This window comes from Arthrobacter sp. FW306-1B-F12A, from assembly GCF_058781865.1.
Genome location: NZ_JBYSXD010000024.1, coordinates 45,769 through 64,769, shown reverse-complemented (window position 1 = coordinate 64,769; position 19,001 = coordinate 45,769). Strand labels below are relative to the sequence as shown.

Here is a 19,001-nt window from a genome sequence, read left to right as displayed (position 1 = left end):
AGCCCACCCCTTCCCCTATATCTCCGGGCTTTCCCTCAACCTGGCCGTGATTGTCCGCAATCCGGTAAGCGACAAGGAACTGTTCGCCCGCGTCAAGGTCCCGGACCAGCTCCCGCGCCTCGTCTCGATCGACGGACCGCGTGCCGGCGCGGTCCCGGGCCGGGTGGCACGCTTCATCGCGCTCGAAGAGGTCATCGCGGTGCATCTGGACAAGCTGTTCCCCGGAATGGAAGTCATGGAGCACCACACCTTCCGCGTCACCCGCAACGAGGACGTGGAAGTCGAAGAGGACGACGCCGAGAACCTCCTGCAGGCACTTGAAAAAGAACTGCTGCGCCGCCGCTTCGGCCCGCCCGTCCGGCTTGAGGTCACCACGGACATCAACCCGAACATCCGCGCGCTCCTGGTGCGGGAACTCGGCGTCGAGGAATCCGAGGTCTACTCCGTTCCGGCTCCCCTGGACCTCCGGGGCCTGTCGGTCATCGGCGGAATTGACCGCGCCGACCTCCACTACCCGAAGCACGTGCCCCACACCTCGCGGTACTTGAACGAATCCGAGACATCCAAGGCCGCCAACGTCTTCGCGGCGATGCGCCGCCGCGACATCCTGCTGCACCACCCGTACGACTCGTTCTCGACGTCGGTCCAGGCCTTCCTGGAGCAGGCGGCCGCCGACCCCAAGGTCCAGGCCATCAAGCAGACCCTGTACCGCACTTCCGGCGATTCCCCCATCGTGGACGCACTGATCGACGCTGCCGAGGCCGGCAAGCAGGTCCTGGCCCTCGTGGAGATCAAGGCCCGCTTCGACGAGCAGGCCAACATCTCCTGGGCCCGCAAACTGGAGCAGGCCGGCGTGCACGTGGTGTACGGCATCGTGGGACTCAAGACGCACTGCAAGTTGTCCCTTGTTGTCCGCCAGGAAGTGGATGGCCTCCGCAGGTATTGCCACATCGGCACGGGCAACTACCACCCGCGGACGGCCCGCTACTACGAGGACCTTGGCCTGTTGACCTCCAATGAGCAGGTGGGCGAGGACTTGTCCAAGCTCTTCAACCAGCTCTCCGGCTATGCTCCGAAGTCGACCTTCAAGCGGCTCCTCGTGGCGCCGCGCTCAGTGCGGTCCGGATTGATCGACAGGATCGAGACCGAGATCCGCAACGCCCGGGCGGGAATTGCCGCCAAGGTCCAGATCAAGGTCAACTCCATGGTTGACGAGGCCACCATCGATGCCCTCTACCGCGCATCGCAGGCCGGCGTAAAGGTTGACGTCATTGTCCGCGGCATCTGCTCGCTGCGTCCGGGAGTTCCTGGACTCAGCGAGAACATCACGGTCCGCTCCATCCTGGGCCGCTTCCTGGAGCACTCGCGCGTGTTTGCTTTCGCCAATGCCAACGATCCCGTGGTCTACATCGGCTCCGCGGACATGATGCACCGCAACCTCGACCGCCGGGTCGAGGCCCTGGTGCAGCTCTCCAGCCGCGAAGATACAGCCGAGGTCATGGATCTGCTGCGCCGTTACATGGACCCCGGCACTGCCAGCTGGCACCTCGACAACGAAGGCCACTGGACCAGGTTCCACCAGGCCGAGGACGGCTCGCCGCTTCTGGACATCCAGTCCTGGCTGCTTGCCTCCCGGTCCCGCCAACGTGCAGTTGCCCGGCGGTAGGCAGCGAAAAGTTGAAGAGCGATACACCTATTGCGGACCAGACGGACCATCCGGGGGAGCCGATCGCCGTCACGGCGGCCGGCGCCATTCCTTGGCGCGTCACCAAGGGCACCCTTGAGGTCCTGCTGATCCATCGGCCCAAGTACGACGACTGGTCCTGGCCCAAGGGCAAGCTCGACGCCGGGGAAACCATCCCGGAGTGCGCCGTCCGCGAGATCAGGGAAGAGATCGGCCTCAAGGCTGCCCTCGGGATTCCGCTTCCTCCGACGCACTACCATGTGGCGGCCGGGCTGAAGGTGGTGCACTACTGGGCGACGCAAGTCAACGGGTCCATCATCAAGCCGGACGGCCAGGAAGTGGATGCCTACATGTGGGCCGCGCCGGACAAGGCGGCACGTTTCCTGAGCAACCCGACGGATGTGGGCCCCCTCCAGGCGTTGGCGAAGGCCCACCTCAATGGTGAGCTGGAAACGTGGCCCCTGATTCTGGTGCGCCATGCCAAGGCCAAGCCGCGATCCTCCTGGACCAAGGCAGAGGGCAGCCGGCCGCTGGCCGTGACGGGCCTGCGCCAGGCACTGGCAGTCGAACGGCTTCTGGGCGTGTGGAAGCCGCTGCGGATCGTGAGCAGTCCCTGGGCCAGGTGTGTGTCCACCATCGCGCCTTACGCCAAGTCAGCCGGAGCCAAGGTGAAACTTGTGGAGGCCCTGACGGAACACCATCACCAGCGGAGCCCGAAGAAGACAGCCGCGATCGTCGAGGGCTTATTCGACAAGCAACGCGGGGTTGCGCTCTGCACCCACAGGCCGGCACTCCCCACCGTCCTGAAGACGCTCGGCGAGCGGATGGGCCCCGAGCTTCACGAGATGCTGCCGGCCCAGGATCCGTACCTGGCGCCTGGCGAGATGATCGTGTGCCATGTGGCCCGCGGAAACGGCCAGCGCGTAGTTGCCGTGGAACAGATCAAGCCCTTCGATGACTGACTCCAGTAAGCTGGGTGCGTGAGCATCCCAACCCCATATGAAGACCTCCTGCGCGACGTCATGGCCAACGGCACGCACAAGTCGGACCGCACGGGCACCGGCACTCGGAGCGTTTTCGGCCGCCAGCTGCGTTTCGATCTAAGCCAGGGTTTCCCGCTCATCACCACCAAGCGGGTCCACTTCAAATCCCTCGCGCTGGAACTCTTGTGGTTCCTCCGCGGCGAGTCGAACGTGAAGTGGCTCCAAGAGCAGGGCGTCACCATCTGGGATGAGTGGGCAGACGCTGATGGCGAACTCGGCCCGGTGTACGGCGTGCAGTGGCGCAGCTGGCCGACTCCCGACGGCGGGCACATTGACCAGATCGCAGAGCTCATGAAGGGCCTGGCCGCCAACCCGGATTCGCGCCGGCACATCGTTTCGGCCTGGAACGTGTCCGAGATCAAGGACATGGCGTTGCCGCCGTGCCACGCGTTCTTCCAGTTCTACGTTGCCGACGGCAAGCTGTCCTGCCAGTTGTACCAGCGTTCCGCCGACATGTTCCTGGGCGTTCCTTTCAACATCGCCTCCTACGCGTTGCTGACCTGCATGGTGGCCCAGCAGCTGGGCCTCGAGCCCGGCGATTTCGTCTGGACCGGCGGGGACGTCCACGTTTACGACAACCATGTGGAGCAAGTCACCGAACAGCTCTCCCGGGAGCCTTACGAGTACCCGCAATTGCGCTTCGCCCGCAAGCCGGACTCGATCTTCGACTACACCTTCGAGGATTTCGAAGTAGTCGGCTACCGGCACCACCCCGCGATCAAGGCGCCCGTGGCGGTATGAACGCCCAGGAAACTCCCGCCGCGGAGTCGCCTTCCCCCGGGGAGGCCGCGGAAACGCTCAACGGAATCGGCCTCGTGTGGGCACAGACCGGCAGTGGAGTGATCGGCAAAGGCGGGACCATGCCTTGGCACGTTCCCGAAGATTTGCAGCACTTCAGCCGGCTGACAACCGGGCATCCCGTCATCATGGGCCGGAAGACCTGGGAGTCTTTCCCCGCAAAGTACCGTCCCCTGCCCGGCCGCACCAACATCGTGGTGACCCGGCAGCACGGCTGGGCGGACACGCCCGACGCACGTGGCGCCGTCGTCGTCTCCTCGCTTGACGCAGCGCTCCTCGAGTCCCAGTTCGCACCTGGCGGCCAGAACGTCTGGATCATTGGCGGGGGCGAGATTTACCGGCAGTCCATGGACATCGCGAATGTCGCCGTCGTCACGGTCATCGATTCCGACACCGACGGCGACACGTTCGCGCCGGAGTTCGGCGAGGCCTGGAACCTTGAGTCGACAGAGCCGGCTGATGGTTGGCTGACCTCCAAGAACGGCACCAACTACCGGATCGCCACGTGGCGCCGGACGGAAGACTGAGAATGCTGAAGAAACCTGAGACCCTGTTCGTGCTCGGCTACATGTTATTGCCGCTCTTCGCGCTCCTGTCCGCGATCGTCGGGCTCACTATGATCCTGGGCGGCAACAAGATCCTGGGGATCATCGTCCTGGTGGTGGTGACCCAGGTCTTCGCTTTTGGCGCGTTCTACGCCCTGCGCGCCCGCAAGGCGGCCCTGCTGGAAGAGCCCGACGCCGGCAAGTAAGGCTGTGTGCCCTGCCCAAGTAACTCGCAGTTGTTGTCGTTTTGAGCGCCCAAAACGACAACAACTGCGAGTCAGTTGGGTCGTGACGTAACCGACAGCGGCCGGGAGCCGCGAAAGTCTAGACTGGTTCAATGACTACAGCAGCTAATCCGTCCGTTGGACTGGTCGGTTGGCGTGGCATGGTCGGCTCCGTCCTGATGCAGCGCATGCAGGAAGAGGGCGACTTCGCCAACATCAACCCGGTATTTTTCTCCACCTCGAACGCGGGAGGTGCCGCGCCGTCATTCGCCGACGGCGCAGGCAAGCTCGAGAACGCGTTCGACATTGAGACTCTTGCCAAGCTGCCGATTATTGTCACTGCCCAGGGCGGCGACTACACGAAGCAGGTCCACGGCGAGCTTCGCAGCCGCGGCTGGGACGGGCTCTGGATCGATGCCGCGTCCACGCTGCGCATGAACGATGACTCCATCATCGTGCTGGACCCCATCAACCGGGACGTCATCGACGCCGGACTGTCCGGCGGCGTGAAGGACTACATCGGCGGCAACTGCACCGTCTCGTGCATGCTCATGGGGCTCGGCGGCCTCTTCAAGAACAACCTGGTCGAGTGGGGTACCTCCATGACCTACCAGGCGGCGTCGGGCGGCGGTGCCCGCCACATGCGCGAACTGCTGAACCAGTTCGGCACCCTCAACAACGAAGTCAGCAGCGAACTGGACGATCCTGCCTCGGCGATCCTGGAAATCGACCGCAAGGTCCTGGCGACCCAGCGCTCCGGCGTCGACGCCACCCAGTTCGGCGTGCCGCTGGCCGGCTCCCTGATCCCGTGGATCGACGCCGACCTCGGCAACGGCCAGTCCAAGGAAGAATGGAAGGCCGGGGTGGAAACCAACAAGATCCTCGGCACCGGCAACGGAAAGCCGGGCAAGGACCACGTTGTCATGGACGGGCTCTGCGTCCGTATCGGTGCCATGCGCTCCCACTCCCAGGCCCTGACGCTCAAGCTGCGCGAGGACTTGTCCGTCACCGAAATCGAGAAGCTCCTGGACGCTGACAACGAGTGGGCCAAGGTTGTGCCGAACACCAAGGAAGCCTCCATGGCGGACCTCACCCCGGTTGCTGCCTCCGGCACTTTGGAGATCCCGGTCGGCCGCATCCGCAAGCTCGAGATGGGCCCCGAATACATCAGCGCCTTCACCGTGGGCGACCAGCTCCTCTGGGGCGCTGCCGAGCCGCTGCGCCGCATGCTGAAGATCGCTACCGGCACCCTCTAGCAGTCCTGCTTTCACCAACTAACTCGCAGTTGATGTCGTTTTGAACGCTCATAACGACATCAACTGCGAGTAAGTTGGGTGCCTCAACGCTCCATGAAGCGCAGGTACTTGGCGGCCTGGAGCTCGAAGGACCGTTTGGCCGCTGGTGTCAGGCCTTCCGGGGCGAACGGTTCGGGAACGACGACGGCGGTGCGGCCAGTGCCGCTGCGGGACCAGGTGCCCGCCACTTCGCCGCCGGACACAATCATGCGTTTGAAGACCCCGTTGCCGCCCGGAACGACCTTCTGGAAATGCTCCGGAGGCAGGACAAGGCTGCGGTCCGTATACCCGAGCAGGAATTCATCGAACCCCGGCAAGGCGAGGACGGTCCGCGAGCCGGGAACGCCGTCGTCGAGCAATGCGGCCGTCTCTCGCGACAGCCAATAGGACGTTGCACCAAAGACGAGCTCAACGAGTTGGCTGCGAATAGCCTCGTGGGCTGCCCGGACCTCGGATTTGGGGATCTGGGTCCACCACGCGAAGTCTTGGAGCGTGGCCGGTCCGTGACTGCGCAGATACCTGAGCAGAAATTCGGCAATCCCTTCTTCCCGCCCCAAGATCTTGGATTCCGGAATCCACTCGTCGAAAGCCACGAACAGTTGCTGTCCAAGGGCTTTGCCCGCCGTCCCCGCCGGAGGTCCTTGGACCAGCCACGCATTCTGGCACAGGATCCAGAGCAAATGGATCCCCCGTTGGGCCGCGGTCACTTGGCCCGCGGATTCGAAGATCTTGAAAAGTTCCTCGCGCGTGGCGCCCGGGCTGCCAGCGACGCGTTCAAGGGCAAGGTCCCGGCAGGCGGCGATGTCTGCCTTTTCGATGCCGAGTTCCCGGTGCCGTGCGGCAACCGAACGCATGGACCGCGCCGTGGTGATGCCCAGGATCCAACGCAAGTCCTGCGGCGGAACCAGGTGCAGCGTGCCCCGCATGGGCCAGGACCGGACCACGGTGCCGTTCTCCAATGCTTCCAGCATTTTCGAGAGACCGGAACCGGGGACGCGCTGGCCCACTGCCCAGAACGCCGAGGCAAGGTCCTGGGCCTGCATGGCACCCATCGTGGAGACGCATTCCTCCGGGCTGCTGAATCCCCCAAGCAATCCCTGGCTAGCGAGGCGCAGCCTGCCCATGACTTTGGGAGTGACCCGGATCTTCGCCGAAGCTGACATGGCCCCATCATAGGACGCTTGGCGGACAGCTTCGGTCCTCATGAGGACGCCCGAGGAACTCCCATGCCGCTCACAGGGGCCTACCAGCGGGCCCTCCTACGCTAGGGGAATGCTGTTCGGTGAGTTAGGTCCGCTGCTGCGGCCGCTCAGCCGGCGGTTAGCAGCCGCTGGTTGGTGCGCCGCCGCCGTCGGGCTTGTCTGCGGCCTGGCAATAGCGGTTGGTGCGGGGGTTCGACTGTCCCCGTCGATGCAGGCTGTCCAGGAAGTGGGACTTGCCGCCACCGGCGCCGCAGCCCTCCTCCTAGGCCTTGCTGCCGCGTGCCAGCCATCGTCCGATCGGCACGTTGACGACCCCGAATCAGGGTTCCAGACAAGCGCAAACGATCAAGTGCGCAGTTTCCTGCTCGCCGCCGTCGTCATGCTCCTGGGCGTGGCAGGCTTCGCGGCAGCCGGCTGGATTTCGCCCGGCGGTCCGTCGCCGCAGAGCATAGCGTTCAGCCAGATCTTCCTCTTGGGGGCCGCCAGCTGCGGGCTGACGTTCCTGTTGCTCAACAAGGTCCTCCCGAGCGGAAAGCGCTGACGCGCATAGCCCTCGGGTTCCTACAGCGCGAGGCCGATCAGTAGCGGTTCCGGGTGCAGTTCAATGCCGAAGCGCTCGACGACGCCGCGGCGCACCTCGCGCGCGATCGCCACCATGTCCTCCGCGCTGGCTCCTCCCCTGTTGGTGATGGCCAGGGTGTGTTTGGTGGACAGCGAGGCGCGGCCCCCGGACACGCTGGATGGATCGAGTCCGAAGCCCTTTCCGAAGCCGGCCTGGTCGATCAGCCAGGCCGCCGACAGCTTGACGAGGCCATCGTTTCCAGCCGGGTACTGCGGCGCTCCCTCGGGCAGCGATGCGGCCGCTGCGGCCGGGACAATCGGATTGGTGAAGAAGGAACCCGTGGAATACGTGTCCCTGTCCGAAGCGTCCAGGACCATCCCCTTGGAGGCACGCAGCCGCAGGACTTCGCGCCGGACGTCGTTGGAGTACGCGCGCTTCCCGGCCTCGACTCCGAGGGACCGGGCCAGCTCCGCGTAGCGGATAGGCGCGCTCATGCGTCCGAGCGGCAGCTGGAATTCAACCGTCAGCACCACGTAACGGGGTGAGCCCTCGGTGGTGGTCTGTTTGAGGATGGAGTCCCGGTAGCCGAACTTAAGCTCGGAGTTGGTGAAGGTTTGCACGGCGTTGCGTTCCCGGTCCCAGCTACGGACCGCTGCGATGGTCTGGGACACGTCAGCACCGTAGGCGCCCACATTCTGCACAGGAGTGGCGCCGGTGGCTCCGGGGATGCCAGAGAGGGCTTCCAGTCCGGACCACGCATGCAGCACCGAGTGCTCCACGAGGGTGTCCCAGTTGTGCCCCGCTTGGACCACCACGGAAACGCCCCCGCAACTATCCTCCGAGTTCACGGTGAAGCCTTGCGACGCGATCTTGAGCACAGTGCCGGGGTATCCGGTGTCCGAGATCAGAAGGTTGGATCCCCCGCCGATGATGAGCAATTTCTCGCCCGCGGCGTCCGCCGAACGGACGGCATCGATGATTTCCCCTTCGGTGCGGGCCTCCACAAAGGTGCCGGCAGGGCCGCCAACGGCGGCCGTGGTCAGTTCGGAAAGCATCGTCTGGGTCACCGAACAAGCCTAGCGGGGATTGCCTGCGCTGGCCGACTCAGGGACGGGCTTCCGCAAGGCTGGCCGACTCAGGGACGGGCCGGCTCAGGCGCGCGCTTCCGCGAGATGGGCGCCAGGAAGAAGCTCGCGACGAGCAGGACCAGGACGGCAAGCAAGGAATGCAGGATGCCGAAGTGCTCCGCCAGCAAGCCCAAGAGCGGCGGACCGCAAAGGAAGGCCCCATAGCCGATCGTCGAGACGACCGATACCCGGGCCGCTGCGTGTGCTGGATCGTCCGCGGCAGCGGACATTCCCACCGGGAACCCCAAAGAGGCACCCAGGCCCCAGATGGCCAGGGCCGCGAAGGCGAGCCACGGCACCGGAGCGAAGACAAAGAGTGCCAACCCCACCACAGCCGTGGCCGAGCACCAACGCATCACGGGCACCCGCCCGAAGCGATCCAGGACCACGGTCCCGGCAAAGCGGCCCACAGTCATGAAGGTCACGAAGATTCCATAACCGATGGCTCCGGCAGCGTCGGATTGACCGTGGCCATCGGCCAACGCCAAGGCCACCCAGTCACCCGCCGCGCCCTCAGCCAGGGCGAGCCCCAGGACGAGCAATCCAAGCAGGAGGGTCCGGCGTTCGCGCCATGCCCGGGCCACCATGCGCTTGCTGTCCAAGGGTTCGGCCGGTCCCTGCTGGCCGGGCTGGATGACGGGCAAGGGGCCGGTTGAAGGATCTTCGAAGGTGTCCGGCTTTTCGGGCTTAAAGGCCTTTGCGGTACCTCCTGCAATGGTATGGCGGGTGATGTCCGCACGGAACCAGGCAGCGGCCGTCACCACGGAGACGGCGACCACCAGGCCGGCCGCTGCCAGATGCCAGAAGACCGGCAGTCCCGCGGCAGCGGCCCACGCGCCAAGAGCCGCGCCCGCAACGGTGCCGAGGCTGAAGGATCCGTGGAGGCGGGGCATGATGTGCCGTTCAAGGGCGCGTTCCAGTGACGCTCCCTCTACATTGGACGCCGTGTTCCAGCTGGCCGTGCCGAGGCCGACCACCATGAGTCCAAGCGCCACGACCACCGGGTTTGCCAGCACGGACGTGCCAAAACCGGCGACCGCCAGGCCGAGGCCCACCATGGCGCCGCCGATCCGCGTGGTCAGTCGTGATCCGAGCCGGATCACGATCACCCCGGATGCGGACACGGAGAGGAACGATGCCACCGTCATGCACATCAGCAGGAGGCCTACCGTGCCGGGCGTCAGGTTCAGGCCATCGCGGATCGCCGGTAAGCGGGACACCCACGACGAGAAGGCCAGGCCACTGGCGCCGTACGCGGTCACCACAGCAGTACGCCACCGCGACAATTCCGCCGCGGTGGCGCGAGGAGCTGATTGTTGCAGCCGGCTCAAGCGAGTTTCACAACGGCCTGGGACTTCATGAGGACCTTCTGGCCGGCGAAGGTGACGGTCAGGTCGATGCGCGCGGTGCCGGCTTCGGCGTCGAGCGCTCCCACCACTCCGGCAACCTCGATCACGGCACCGGGCTCACTGGTACCGGTGGTGTCGGCGACCAGCACCGGTTTGGTGAAGCGCGTCTGGTAGTCGACGACGGCGGCGGGGTCGCCGGCCCAGTCGCTCACCAATTGCACGGCGGAGCCCATGGTGAACATACCGTGCGCGATGACTCCGGGAAGCTCGACGCCGGTGGCGAAGGATTCGTTCCAGTGGATCGGGTTGAAGTCGCCGGATGCGCCGGCGTACTTGACCAGGTCCTGGCGCGTGACCTCGATGCTGCGGGTGCCGATTTCCTGCCCGACAGTAAGTTCTTCAAGTTTCATGCTCATGGTTACTGTCCCTCTCCGCGGACCAGGATGGACGAGGTGGTAGTAGAGACCCTTTCGCCGTCCACCGTCGTGATTTCCGAACGAGTCGTGATCATGGCCCCGCCGCCCATGGCGCGGACGCCGTCGACGTGCAGTTCGGCCCGCAACTGATCTCCGGCAACGATCGGGCGGTGGTGGGTGAAGCGCTGGTCGGCGTGAACCACGCGGCTGAAGTCAATCCCGGAATCGGGGTCCTCGATCAGCTGGGCATCGGCCCGCTGGGCGACGATGATCGCGAAGGTCGGCGGGGCCACGAGGTCGCTGTGGCCCAGGGCCTTGGCGGCTTCGACGTCGAAGTGGGCGGGATGGGTGGCCTTCACGGCCCGGGCGAACTCCCGGATCTTTTCGCGGCCGACGTCGTACACCTCTGCGGCAGGGTAGCTGCGGCCCTGCAAGTCCGGGTTAATAGTCATAGTCCAACCCTATCGGCCCGGGAGCCGGTACGTAGAGCCGGACCGCTACCCCGAGGCAGGCGGTCCGAACCATCTGGTGAGCGCGTCGGCAAGGCCCGCTTGGGTGCCGTCTCCCACCCAGGCCACGTATCCATCCGGCCGGATCAACACGGCGGCAGGAGGACTGACCTCGCCGAGTGCCGGAAGCTCCCACGCACCAAGGTATGTGGCATCTATCAGCTGAACACGGTCTGCCCAGGGTGTGATGTCGATGGTGCCGGGTTCGCCGAGGTTGAGGAGCGCCGGCCGGGCATCGTGCAGCAGGCTGAAGACGCGAATCGGCCCGTCCGCGGTGACGAGGTCGAGATCGGGCATGCGTCGTCCGAGCAGCGGGTGCCCATTGCCGACGTCGTAATGTACGTCGAGGCCGGATTGCATCGCGGCGAAGCGCTTGCGCGGTTCCTCCATGCCGAGCAGCTCGGCCATGACCTCGCCCACAGCCTTCGTGCGGTCGTCCGGGCGGCGAAGCGCGACACTCGCCATCGTATTGCGCAGCACGCGGGCGGCCACCGGATGGCGCTCGGCATGGTAGCTATCGAGGAGGCTTTCCGGCGATGTCCCCTTGACCACTTGGGCCAGCTTCCATCCCAGGTTCACGGCATCCTGCACGCCGGTGTTGAGGCCCTGTCCGCCGTCGGGCGCATGAACGTGCGACGCGTCGCCGGCGAGCAGGACCCGTCCGTCGCGGTAGCTTGCGGCCTGCCGGGTCATATCGGTGAACCTGGAGATCCAGATAGGACCGTGGACCCCGTAATCCGTCCCGCATACGGCGATGAGCGCGTTGCTCAGGTCTTGGAGGGTCGGTTCGGTGGTGGGTCCGATGTGCTGTTCGGTCACCATGACCCCCACGGGCCCGCCATCCGCGTAGACCACCTTGCCGTCGAGAATCTTGTAATCCAGCTTGCCGAAGGAGTGGATACCGAAAGGATTGGTGTGGACGCCCAAGGGCGGCTGCTCGGCCATCTCGACCTGGGCGATCAGGGCACTGGTGGTCGGATCCCATCCGGGGAACTCGATGCCGGCTGCTTTGCGGACCAGGCTGCGGCCGCCGTCGCACCCGACGAGGTACTCTGCGCGCAACGGCCCGCCGTCGGACAACTCGACGTCGACGCCGGTAGCGTCCTGCGCGAAACCGGTCACCTCGCGTCCGTAATAGATCGGCACGGTCAGCTCGGCGACCCAGCCCGCCAGAATGCGCTCGATGTGGTTCTGCCACAGCCCGAGCCCGTAGTTGTGCCGGGTGGGAAAGTCGCTGATGTCGAAACGGACGCCGCCGAACCCCGCGACCTGGGCTATTTGCCCCTCGGACAGGAAGCGATCAGCGATTCCGCGCTGATCGAGGACCTCGATGGTGCGTGAGTGCAAACCGCCTGCACGGGATCCGGCGAGATCCTGGTTGGGACGTCGCTCGACGATCGCGACGTCGACGCCGGCCAACGCCAGTTCGCCCGCCAGCATCAACCCTGTGGGGCCTCCTCCGGCGATTACCACCGCATGCTTGGTCATCGCCATGTTCCGCCAGGCTACTTCTTCAAGCCCTTGCGGACCTGCTGTCCGCGGACCACCATGCCCACGACATGCAGGACCAGGCCGAGCCCGATCACGAACAATGACGTCAGCGCAAGGCCTTGGTTATGGGAGGTGTTGCCGATGATCGTCAGGATGATCCCGACGGCGATAAGCCCCATCGCGCTGAAAACCAGCGTCTTGTAGGCGGTAGAGGCCGTGGCCCAGAATTCGTTCAGCACCCCCCAAGTTTAGGGCACTTGTCAGAAGCGTCGAGTCAGGACCCAACACCAACGAACGCCCGCTCACCTATGGCCGGTCGCCAACGAACGCCCGCTCACCTATGGCCGCCAATCCACCAACGCTCGCGCAGATCATCTGCAGGAGGGTTTCGGGAATTGCCGTCAAAAGTGAGCGAGCGTCCTGAAAAAACCGGATGTAAGTGAGCTAGCGTCGGAGGGAGCTCTAGCGTCGGCGGGAGCCCTTAGAGGGAGGGCTGGACCCCGAAGGCAACGGCAAGCTTCATGATCTTTTCGGCGCGGCCCAGGCGCGGGAGGTCGGAGCCGTCGCGGATGACCCTGCCGTTGGCTTCGAAGTCGTTCATGAAGTCGGTGGCCCAAGCGACGTCCGACGGCGTCGGGCTGATGACCTCGTTGATGACCGTGGTCTGGTCAATGGCCAGGCAAAGCTTGCCGGTCATGCCCATGGTCACCGTAATGCCGGTCTGCTCGCGCAGAATCGGGTGGTTGGTGCCGACGGTGGGGCCGTCGATGGGGCCCGGCAGGTTGCCCACGCGGCTGGCGACGACGAGCTTGGCACGCGGGTAGGCCATCGCTTCCGGCGTGGCGGCCATGCCGGTGTCCCGGCGGAAGTCGCCCGAACCGAAGGCGAGGCGGAAGGCACCCTGTGCGCGGGCGATGTGGTTGGCTTCCTCGATGCCGAGGGCCGACTCCACGAGCGGGATGACCGGGGTCTTTCCGTCCATGCGGTGGAAGGACTCGGTGACCTGGTCCGCGGACTCGGTCTTGGCCAGCATGACGCCCAGCAGGCCGGGCGTGCCACGCAGTCCGGCGAGGTCATCGGCCCAGAACGGGCTCGTGGCGTCGTTGATGCGGACCCATGCCTGGCCGCCGGCGGTCAGCCAGTTGATGACGTTCTCGCGGGCAATGTCCTTCTGGGACGGGTCCACGGCGTCTTCGATGTCAAGGATGATGGCGTCCGCACGCGATGAGGCCGACTGGTCGAAAAGCTCCGTCTTCATGGCGTTCACGAGGAGCCAGGAGCGTGCAATCTCGGCGGGAATGTTGCGGGTTGACCGAATGGACTCGGCGGCGGTGCTAGACGTCATGTATCTACCGTATCCGGCCAGCCGCCGGGAACGCTAAGAATCGGGCACCGGTGTGAGCATCAATACGAACAAAACGATTGTGACAGGAGGCCCCGCCCCCAACTAACTCGCAGTTGTTGTCCTTATGAGCCGTCAAAACGACATCTAATGCGAGGTAGTTGGGTTTGGCGCGCTTTGGGGAGCCCGCAGCTCAAACCAGCTCAACCCAGCGACGCAGGGCGAAATGTGTCCCCCTGTTGCCCGGAGTTGCGCGGGGATTTCGCCGGATTGCCCCCGGTTTCCCGGCGTTTCCGAGGGTTACTGCCGGGCTTCCCCTGACCAGTGGACATGCGCTTACATCGTTCCCACCGGCAGTTCGGTCTACTCCAGACCAGGTCCGGACCCACGAATTCCACTCCCCAGAAAGTAGCTCCCATGAAACTGCACCAGCCCCTGCTAAGCGTCGCGGCCGCCGTCGTACTTGCGCTGACGGTGACCGGCTGCGGCGGCAATGCCCAAGCGGGAGACCAAACAGCCGGTCAAGCAGAAGTCAAAGAACTCCGCTACCAAGGCTCGGCCAACAACGTCGGCCTCCCTGAACTGGCGGCGGACCTCGGTTACCTGGGCGACATCAAACTCAACTGGGTAGGCAACACCACCAGCGGCCCCCAGGACATCCAGTCGGCTGCCACCAACCAGACCGACTTCGGCGGCGCGTTCGCCGGGGCCGTCGTGAAGCTGATCGAGGCAGGGGCTCCCGTGACCGCCGTCGTGAACTATTACGGCGAAGATGCCAAGACCTTCAACGGCTTCTACGTCAAGGCGGACAGCCCCATCAAGACCGCCAGGGACCTCATCGGCAAGAAGATCGCCGTCAACACCCTGGGCGCACATTCGGAAGCCGTCATCAACACCTACCTCAGCAAGAACGGCCTCAGTCAGGACGAAATCAAGCAGGTACAGCTGGTAGTGCTCGCGCCCAACGACACCGAAGAAGCCGTACGCCGCGGCCAGGTTGATGTTGGAAGCTTGGGCGGGGTCCTGCAGGACCATGCCGTTGCCGCCGGTGGACTGCGCTCGCTCTTCAACGACTATGAACTCTTCGGCACCTTTGCCGGCGGGCAGTACGTGCTCCGCAACGACTTCATCGACAAGAACCCCAACACAGCCCGGATCTTCGCTACGGGCGTGGCCAAGGCCATCAAGTGGGAGACCGAGACGCCGCGCGACCAAGTGATCGCGCGCTTCAAGAAGATCATCGACGCCCGCGGACGCAATGAGAGCACCGCGAACCTGCAGTACTGGAAGAGCCCTGGCGTCCCCGACAACGGCGTGATCAAGGACGAGGACTTCACCCGCTGGTCCGCGTGGCTGAAGAGCTCGGGGATCGTCAAGAACGACCTCACACCGGCGAAGTACTACACCAACAAATTCAACGATCTCGCAGCAAGCGCCCCAACCCCAAGTACCGCGAAGGGAAAGTGATGACCGCCAAAATCAGCCTCCGAAATGTCACCAAGCAATTCACCGTCCGCCCCGGAAAAGGCGGCAGGGCCGGCGCGACAGGCAAGCCAGGCGCGAAAGAGCCCACCACACTGACCGCTATTAGTTCCCTCAGCTTGGACGTGCGCGACGGCGAGTTCCTCACCTTGGTGGGGCCCAGCGGTTCCGGCAAGACCACCTTGCTGGACCTCCTGGCTGGCCTGTCCACGCCCACCTCCGGCGAGGTATTGGTGGACGGCCAGCCTGTGACGGGACCCGGAAAGGACCGTGCCGTGGTTTTCCAGCAGTACGCACTCTTCCCCTGGCGCACGGCGTCGGCCAACGTGTCGATCGGGCTCGAAGGCAAGGGAACCGACGGGCGCAAGCTCAACCGCCGCGAACGTGCTGCCAGGGCAAGCGAATACCTCAAGCTGGTTGGCTTGGCGGGCTTCGAGGACCGTTTCCCGCATGAGCTTTCGGGCGGCATGAAGCAGAGGGTGGCCATTGCCCGGAGCCTCGCCTACGAGCCCGATGTGCTCCTCATGGATGAACCCTTCGCCGCGTTGGACGCCCAGACGCGTGAACAACTCCAGGACGAACTCCTGCGGATCTGGCGGGCCACGGGCAAGACAATCGTCTTCATCACCCACGGCATCGACGAGGCCGTGTACCTGGGGCAGCGCGTCGCCGTCCTCAGCGCCCGGCCCGGACAGCTCAAGCAAATCGTGGACGTGGACATCCCGGACCGCGACGGCGGGGACGACATCCGCTCGCACCCCGCCTTCGTCGAACAACGGCACAAGGTCTGGACCCTGTTGCACGACGAAGTCCGCCTTGCCCAGGATGCCGGCCATCGCAAGATCCTGCCCGACGGCACGGCCCCGGATGAAGTCCCGGGAACAACTCTCGAAAGGAGCGCGGCCTGATGACCACGACTCTCACGCAACAGCCCGCGGCGAGCGCCGCACCCAAGCAAGCTCCCGCCGTCGGGCACTCCGGTTCCGTTGAGGCGGGGCGTCTGAGCACGACGGCGACTCTCGCCTTTGTGCGGACCGCCGCCGCCCGCGCCGGTTCCGGCCTGTGGAAGGCCGCGGGGATCATCGCCTTCTTGGCTCTCTGGGAACTCGGGCCGACATATCTGGCCAGCCCCTCGACCCGGGTATTCCTGCCGCCATTGCATGTGGTCCTGGAAGCATGGGGGAAGCTGTTCGAATCCGGCACCATCCAGGGGCATTTGGCCGCGAGCCTCACCCGTTCGGTGACGGGATTCGGCGCAGCCCTCGTGGCTGGCGTTACTCTCGGTTTGCTGATCGCCTGGTACGGGCGGCTCAATGCGGTGCTGAACCCGCTCCTGGAACTGTTCCGGAACACAGCCGCGCTTGCCCTGCTGCCTGTGTTCACGCTGCTCCTCGGGATCGGCGAGGAGTCCAAGATCAGCATCGTGGCCTACGCGGCGTTCTTTCCGGTCCTGCTGAACACGATCGCCGGGGTGAAGACGGTGGACCCGCTGCTCATCCGGGCCGCGAAGTCGCTCGGCCTCTCAAGCCTTTCGCTCTTCCGCAAAGTGATCCTGCCTTCCGCGGTGCCCACCATTTTCACGGGAATCCGCATGGCCGGCACGGCGTCCATCCTGGTGTTGATCGCCGCGGAAATGGTGGGGGCGAAGGCCGGGCTCGGTTACCTGATCGTGAATGCCCAGAGCAGCTTCCTCATCCCGGACATGTACGCCGGCATCCTCACGGTGTCCCTTCTGGGCTTGGCCGTGAATTTCCTCCTTGTAGCCCTGGAACGGCATTTCTCCCGCTGGCGGACCGCCGTCGGGAGCGGGTCCTGACCGTCAATCCATCCATCTAGTCACAACCAAGTCACAACAGAAAAGGAACAAAAATGTCCATCATTACCGAAACCAAACTCGAATTCGCCAAGCTCGGATCCCGGATCGGCGCCGAAATCCGCGGCTTCGACGTCAGCGGCGATCTCTCCCCGGAAACCGTGGGGCAGATCCGGGCCGCGCTCAACGAACACAAGGCCCTCGTTTTCCGGGAGGCCAACATTCTCAGCGACGAGGCCCAGGTGAAATTCGCCAGCCATTTCGGCCCGCTCACCACTGCCCATCCGACCGTGGCCTCCGTGGAGGGCGAAGAGAACGTCCTGCCCGTGGACAGCGAGAACGGTTCCGCCAACAATTGGCACACCGACGTCACATTCGTGGTCAACCCGCCGCAGGCTTCCACTCTGCGCAGCATCGATCTTCCGTCCTATGGAGGCGAAACCCTGATTGCTTCTTCGGCGGGAGCGTACGCAGACTTGCCGGACGAGCTCCGGAGCTTCGCGGACACGCTCTGGGCCATCCACACCAACGACTACGACTACTCGGTGCCGAAGAACCTGGAACATGAGAACGCCGATGAGCGCCGCAAGGAATTCACCCGAATCAAGTTCGAAACCGCCCACCCCGTGGTGCGTGTCCATCCCCTGACCGGGGAGCGCGGATTGTTCATTGGGGGCTTCGCGCAGCGCCTTCGGATCGTGGGGCTGTCCAACACCGAATCGAAGGACATCATCCGCTTGCTCCAGGCTTACGTCACCCGTCCGGAGAACGTGGTGCGCGTGAACTGGGAGCCGAACCAGCTGGTGCTCTTCGACAACCGCATCACCCAGCACTACGCGCCGGACAACTACGACGGCCAGCCGCGCAAGCTCAACCGAGTGACCATCGCCGGCGACATCCCGGTGGGCGTGGACGGCAAGCCGAGCCAGTCGATCCAAGGTGACTCGAGCACCTACTCAGTTGTCGCGCCGCTGTAGTAGCACGCATGTGCTGTTGTAGCTGCCTTAGCCAACTAGCTCGCATTTAATGTCGTTTTCAGGGCTCATAACGACATCTAATGCGAGCTAGTTGGGTTTAACGCGCCTTAGGGGAGCTTGCTGCCCCGCGCAGCCACCCACAGGCCATACCACTCAGCGCGCGTCATGGCTGCGGCAACGGCGGCAGCGTCCGCGCAGGCAGCGATCCGCGCAGGGTTGGAACTGCCGAGCACCGGGGAAATGCGTGCCGGATGCTTCATGAGCCACCCCAACAACACGGCCTCGGGAGTGACACCCTTTGCTTCCGCAAGCTCGGCGACAAGAGCGGAAGTCGCAGCGTCCGCGGCAGTCGGGGCATCCGGCGTCGAGCCCGTGTACCGGCCCTGGGCGAGGGAACCGTAGGCCTGCAGCTCAATCCCCTGCGCGACGCAGTGTTCCAAAGTGCCGTGCGGGAAACTGTAGCCGAGGGCATCATCATGGTTGACCAGGACCGTGCTCTCGAGCCATGCCCGCCGGTGCAGGCTCATTTCCAGCTGGTTGACCACGATCGGCACCTCCAGCCGGTCCTGCAGGAAAGCGATCTGCGCGCCCGACATGTTGGACACGCCCAATTGCCGCACCTTGCCTTCCGCCATGAGTTGCCCGACGGCGGACGCCACCTCCGCGGGTTCCATCAGGGGGTCGGGGCGGTGGAGAAGCAGCACGTCGACGTAGTCGGTCCTCAGCCGTTCCAGGCTTCCATTGACCCGCTCCAGGATGGCGTCCTTGCTGAGGTCGTAGTGTCCGTCGACCCCAGGCCGGCTTAGCCGGATTCCGCACTTGGTCTGGAGCTGGATCTTATCCCGCAGCCCCGGCGTCTGAGCCAGGACTTCACCGAAGACGGCCTCGGACTTGCCGGTGCGGTAGATGTCGGCGTGGTCGAACAGGGTGATCCCGATGCCGATGGCGGCCTCGATCGCGGCCGCGGCCTGCTCGATCTCGGCAGCTGCGTATTCGCTGCCCTCCCAGGGACCTCCAAGGCCCATGCAGCCGTAGATGAGCCGGCCCGCGGCTGTTTCACTTTGTGCAGTCATTTTCCAACTCTTTCACGTGCAACTGGCCCGCAGTTGTTGTCGTTTACAGCCTTCAAAACGACGTTAACT

20 protein-coding genes are annotated in these 19,001 nt (G+C 64.7%); 11 read left to right on the top strand and 9 right to left on the bottom strand.

The window, feature by feature from the left end:
- The 6 genes from AC3WJU_RS13145 to asd form a co-directional block, all read left to right on the top strand.
- On the top strand, window positions 1-1,666 hold a 1,666-nt coding region (locus tag AC3WJU_RS13145), incomplete at its 5' end, for an RNA degradosome polyphosphate kinase (RefSeq protein WP_492260065.1).
- Between the two features lie 11 nt (window positions 1,667-1,677).
- Entirely contained in the window at window positions 1,678-2,646 is a 969-nt protein-coding gene (locus AC3WJU_RS13140) for an NUDIX hydrolase (RefSeq protein WP_059387338.1), read from the top strand.
- A gap of 18 nt (window positions 2,647-2,664) precedes the next feature.
- On the top strand, window positions 2,665-3,468 hold the full coding sequence (locus AC3WJU_RS13135) for a thymidylate synthase (protein WP_059387337.1): 804 nt from the start codon (window positions 2,665-2,667) through the stop codon (window positions 3,466-3,468).
- On the top strand, window positions 3,465-4,052 hold the full coding sequence (locus tag AC3WJU_RS13130) for a dihydrofolate reductase (RefSeq protein WP_284991811.1): 588 nt from the start codon (window positions 3,465-3,467) through the stop codon (window positions 4,050-4,052). The genes AC3WJU_RS13135 and AC3WJU_RS13130 overlap by 4 nt, the downstream gene beginning before the upstream one ends.
- A gap of 2 nt (window positions 4,053-4,054) precedes the next feature.
- Entirely contained in the window at window positions 4,055-4,276 is a 222-nt protein-coding gene (locus AC3WJU_RS13125; protein ID WP_284755050.1) for an NF038396 family protein, read from the top strand.
- 131 nt (window positions 4,277-4,407) lie between these two features.
- Window positions 4,408-5,550 carry an aspartate-semialdehyde dehydrogenase gene (gene asd / locus AC3WJU_RS13120; RefSeq protein ID WP_059387335.1) on the top strand — a complete coding sequence of 381 codons (1,143 nt, stop codon included), beginning with the start codon at window positions 4,408-4,410 and terminating at the stop codon, window positions 5,548-5,550.
- Window positions 5,551-5,633: 83 nt separating this feature from the next.
- Here the strand turns inward: asd and AC3WJU_RS13115 are convergent, their stop codons facing one another.
- Window positions 5,634-6,752 (bottom strand): winged helix DNA-binding domain-containing protein, encoded by a 1,119-nt coding sequence (locus AC3WJU_RS13115; RefSeq protein ID WP_492260064.1) that lies wholly within the window; start codon window positions 6,750-6,752, stop codon window positions 5,634-5,636.
- 109 nt (window positions 6,753-6,861) lie between these two features.
- Between AC3WJU_RS13115 and AC3WJU_RS13110 the strand changes: the two genes are divergently transcribed.
- Complete coding sequence (locus tag AC3WJU_RS13110) at window positions 6,862-7,332, top strand: hypothetical protein (RefSeq protein WP_284991063.1); 471 nt, start codon at window positions 6,862-6,864, stop codon at window positions 7,330-7,332.
- A gap of 20 nt (window positions 7,333-7,352) precedes the next feature.
- On the opposite strand, the gene AC3WJU_RS13105 is transcribed toward AC3WJU_RS13110, so the two are convergent.
- The 7 genes from AC3WJU_RS13105 to AC3WJU_RS13075 all read right to left on the bottom strand — a co-directional run bounded on the left by AC3WJU_RS13105 (window position 7,353) and on the right by AC3WJU_RS13075 (window position 13,590).
- Window positions 7,353-8,420, bottom strand: coding sequence for a UDP-N-acetylmuramate dehydrogenase (locus tag AC3WJU_RS13105; RefSeq protein WP_492260063.1), 1,068 nt, complete (start codon window positions 8,418-8,420; stop codon window positions 7,353-7,355).
- A 68-nt stretch (window positions 8,421-8,488) separates the two neighbouring features.
- Window positions 8,489-9,811, bottom strand: coding sequence for an MFS transporter (locus AC3WJU_RS13100; protein ID WP_492260062.1), 1,323 nt, complete (start codon window positions 9,809-9,811; stop codon window positions 8,489-8,491).
- The gene (locus AC3WJU_RS13095; protein WP_306958998.1) at window positions 9,808-10,245 is read right to left on the bottom strand and encodes a MaoC family dehydratase; all 438 of its coding nucleotides are present in this window, start codon (window positions 10,243-10,245) and stop codon (window positions 9,808-9,810) included. Before AC3WJU_RS13095 ends, AC3WJU_RS13100 begins: the two co-directional genes overlap by 4 nt.
- Before the next feature lie 2 nt (window positions 10,246-10,247).
- On the bottom strand, window positions 10,248-10,697 hold the full coding sequence (locus AC3WJU_RS13090) for an FAS1-like dehydratase domain-containing protein (RefSeq protein ID WP_492260061.1): 450 nt from the start codon (window positions 10,695-10,697) through the stop codon (window positions 10,248-10,250).
- A gap of 45 nt (window positions 10,698-10,742) precedes the next feature.
- The gene (locus AC3WJU_RS13085; protein WP_492260060.1) at window positions 10,743-12,242 is read right to left on the bottom strand and encodes an FAD-dependent monooxygenase; all 1,500 of its coding nucleotides are present in this window, start codon (window positions 12,240-12,242) and stop codon (window positions 10,743-10,745) included.
- 17 nt (window positions 12,243-12,259) lie between these two features.
- Window positions 12,260-12,484: a DUF3188 domain-containing protein gene (locus AC3WJU_RS13080; RefSeq protein ID WP_059387331.1), complete on the bottom strand. Its 225-nt coding sequence runs from the start codon at window positions 12,482-12,484 to the stop codon at window positions 12,260-12,262.
- Window positions 12,485-12,726: 242 nt separating this feature from the next.
- Entirely contained in the window at window positions 12,727-13,590 is an 864-nt protein-coding gene (locus AC3WJU_RS13075; RefSeq protein WP_078108043.1) for an HpcH/HpaI aldolase/citrate lyase family protein, read from the bottom strand.
- Between the two features lie 414 nt (window positions 13,591-14,004).
- Between AC3WJU_RS13075 and AC3WJU_RS13070 the strand changes: the two genes are divergently transcribed.
- Genes AC3WJU_RS13070 through AC3WJU_RS13055 form a run of 4 tightly spaced genes read left to right on the top strand, consistent with a single transcriptional unit; the run spans window position 14,005 to window position 17,859 of the window.
- Window positions 14,005-15,054, top strand: coding sequence for an ABC transporter substrate-binding protein (locus tag AC3WJU_RS13070; protein ID WP_492260059.1), 1,050 nt, complete (start codon window positions 14,005-14,007; stop codon window positions 15,052-15,054).
- Window positions 15,054-15,977, top strand: a complete 924-nt coding sequence (locus AC3WJU_RS13065; RefSeq protein ID WP_492260058.1) for an ABC transporter ATP-binding protein — start codon at window positions 15,054-15,056, stop codon at window positions 15,975-15,977. The genes AC3WJU_RS13070 and AC3WJU_RS13065 overlap by 1 nt, the downstream gene beginning before the upstream one ends.
- Window positions 15,977-16,885, top strand: coding sequence for an ABC transporter permease (locus AC3WJU_RS13060; RefSeq protein WP_492260057.1), 909 nt, complete (start codon window positions 15,977-15,979; stop codon window positions 16,883-16,885). The genes AC3WJU_RS13065 and AC3WJU_RS13060 overlap by 1 nt, the downstream gene beginning before the upstream one ends.
- Before the next feature lie 53 nt (window positions 16,886-16,938).
- Window positions 16,939-17,859: a TauD/TfdA dioxygenase family protein gene (locus AC3WJU_RS13055; RefSeq protein WP_492260056.1), complete on the top strand. Its 921-nt coding sequence runs from the start codon at window positions 16,939-16,941 to the stop codon at window positions 17,857-17,859.
- A gap of 107 nt (window positions 17,860-17,966) precedes the next feature.
- On the opposite strand, the gene AC3WJU_RS13050 is transcribed toward AC3WJU_RS13055, so the two are convergent.
- Window positions 17,967-18,932 carry an aldo/keto reductase gene (locus AC3WJU_RS13050; RefSeq protein ID WP_492260055.1) on the bottom strand — a complete coding sequence of 322 codons (966 nt, stop codon included), beginning with the start codon at window positions 18,930-18,932 and terminating at the stop codon, window positions 17,967-17,969.
- Window positions 18,933-19,001 lie beyond the last annotated feature (69 nt).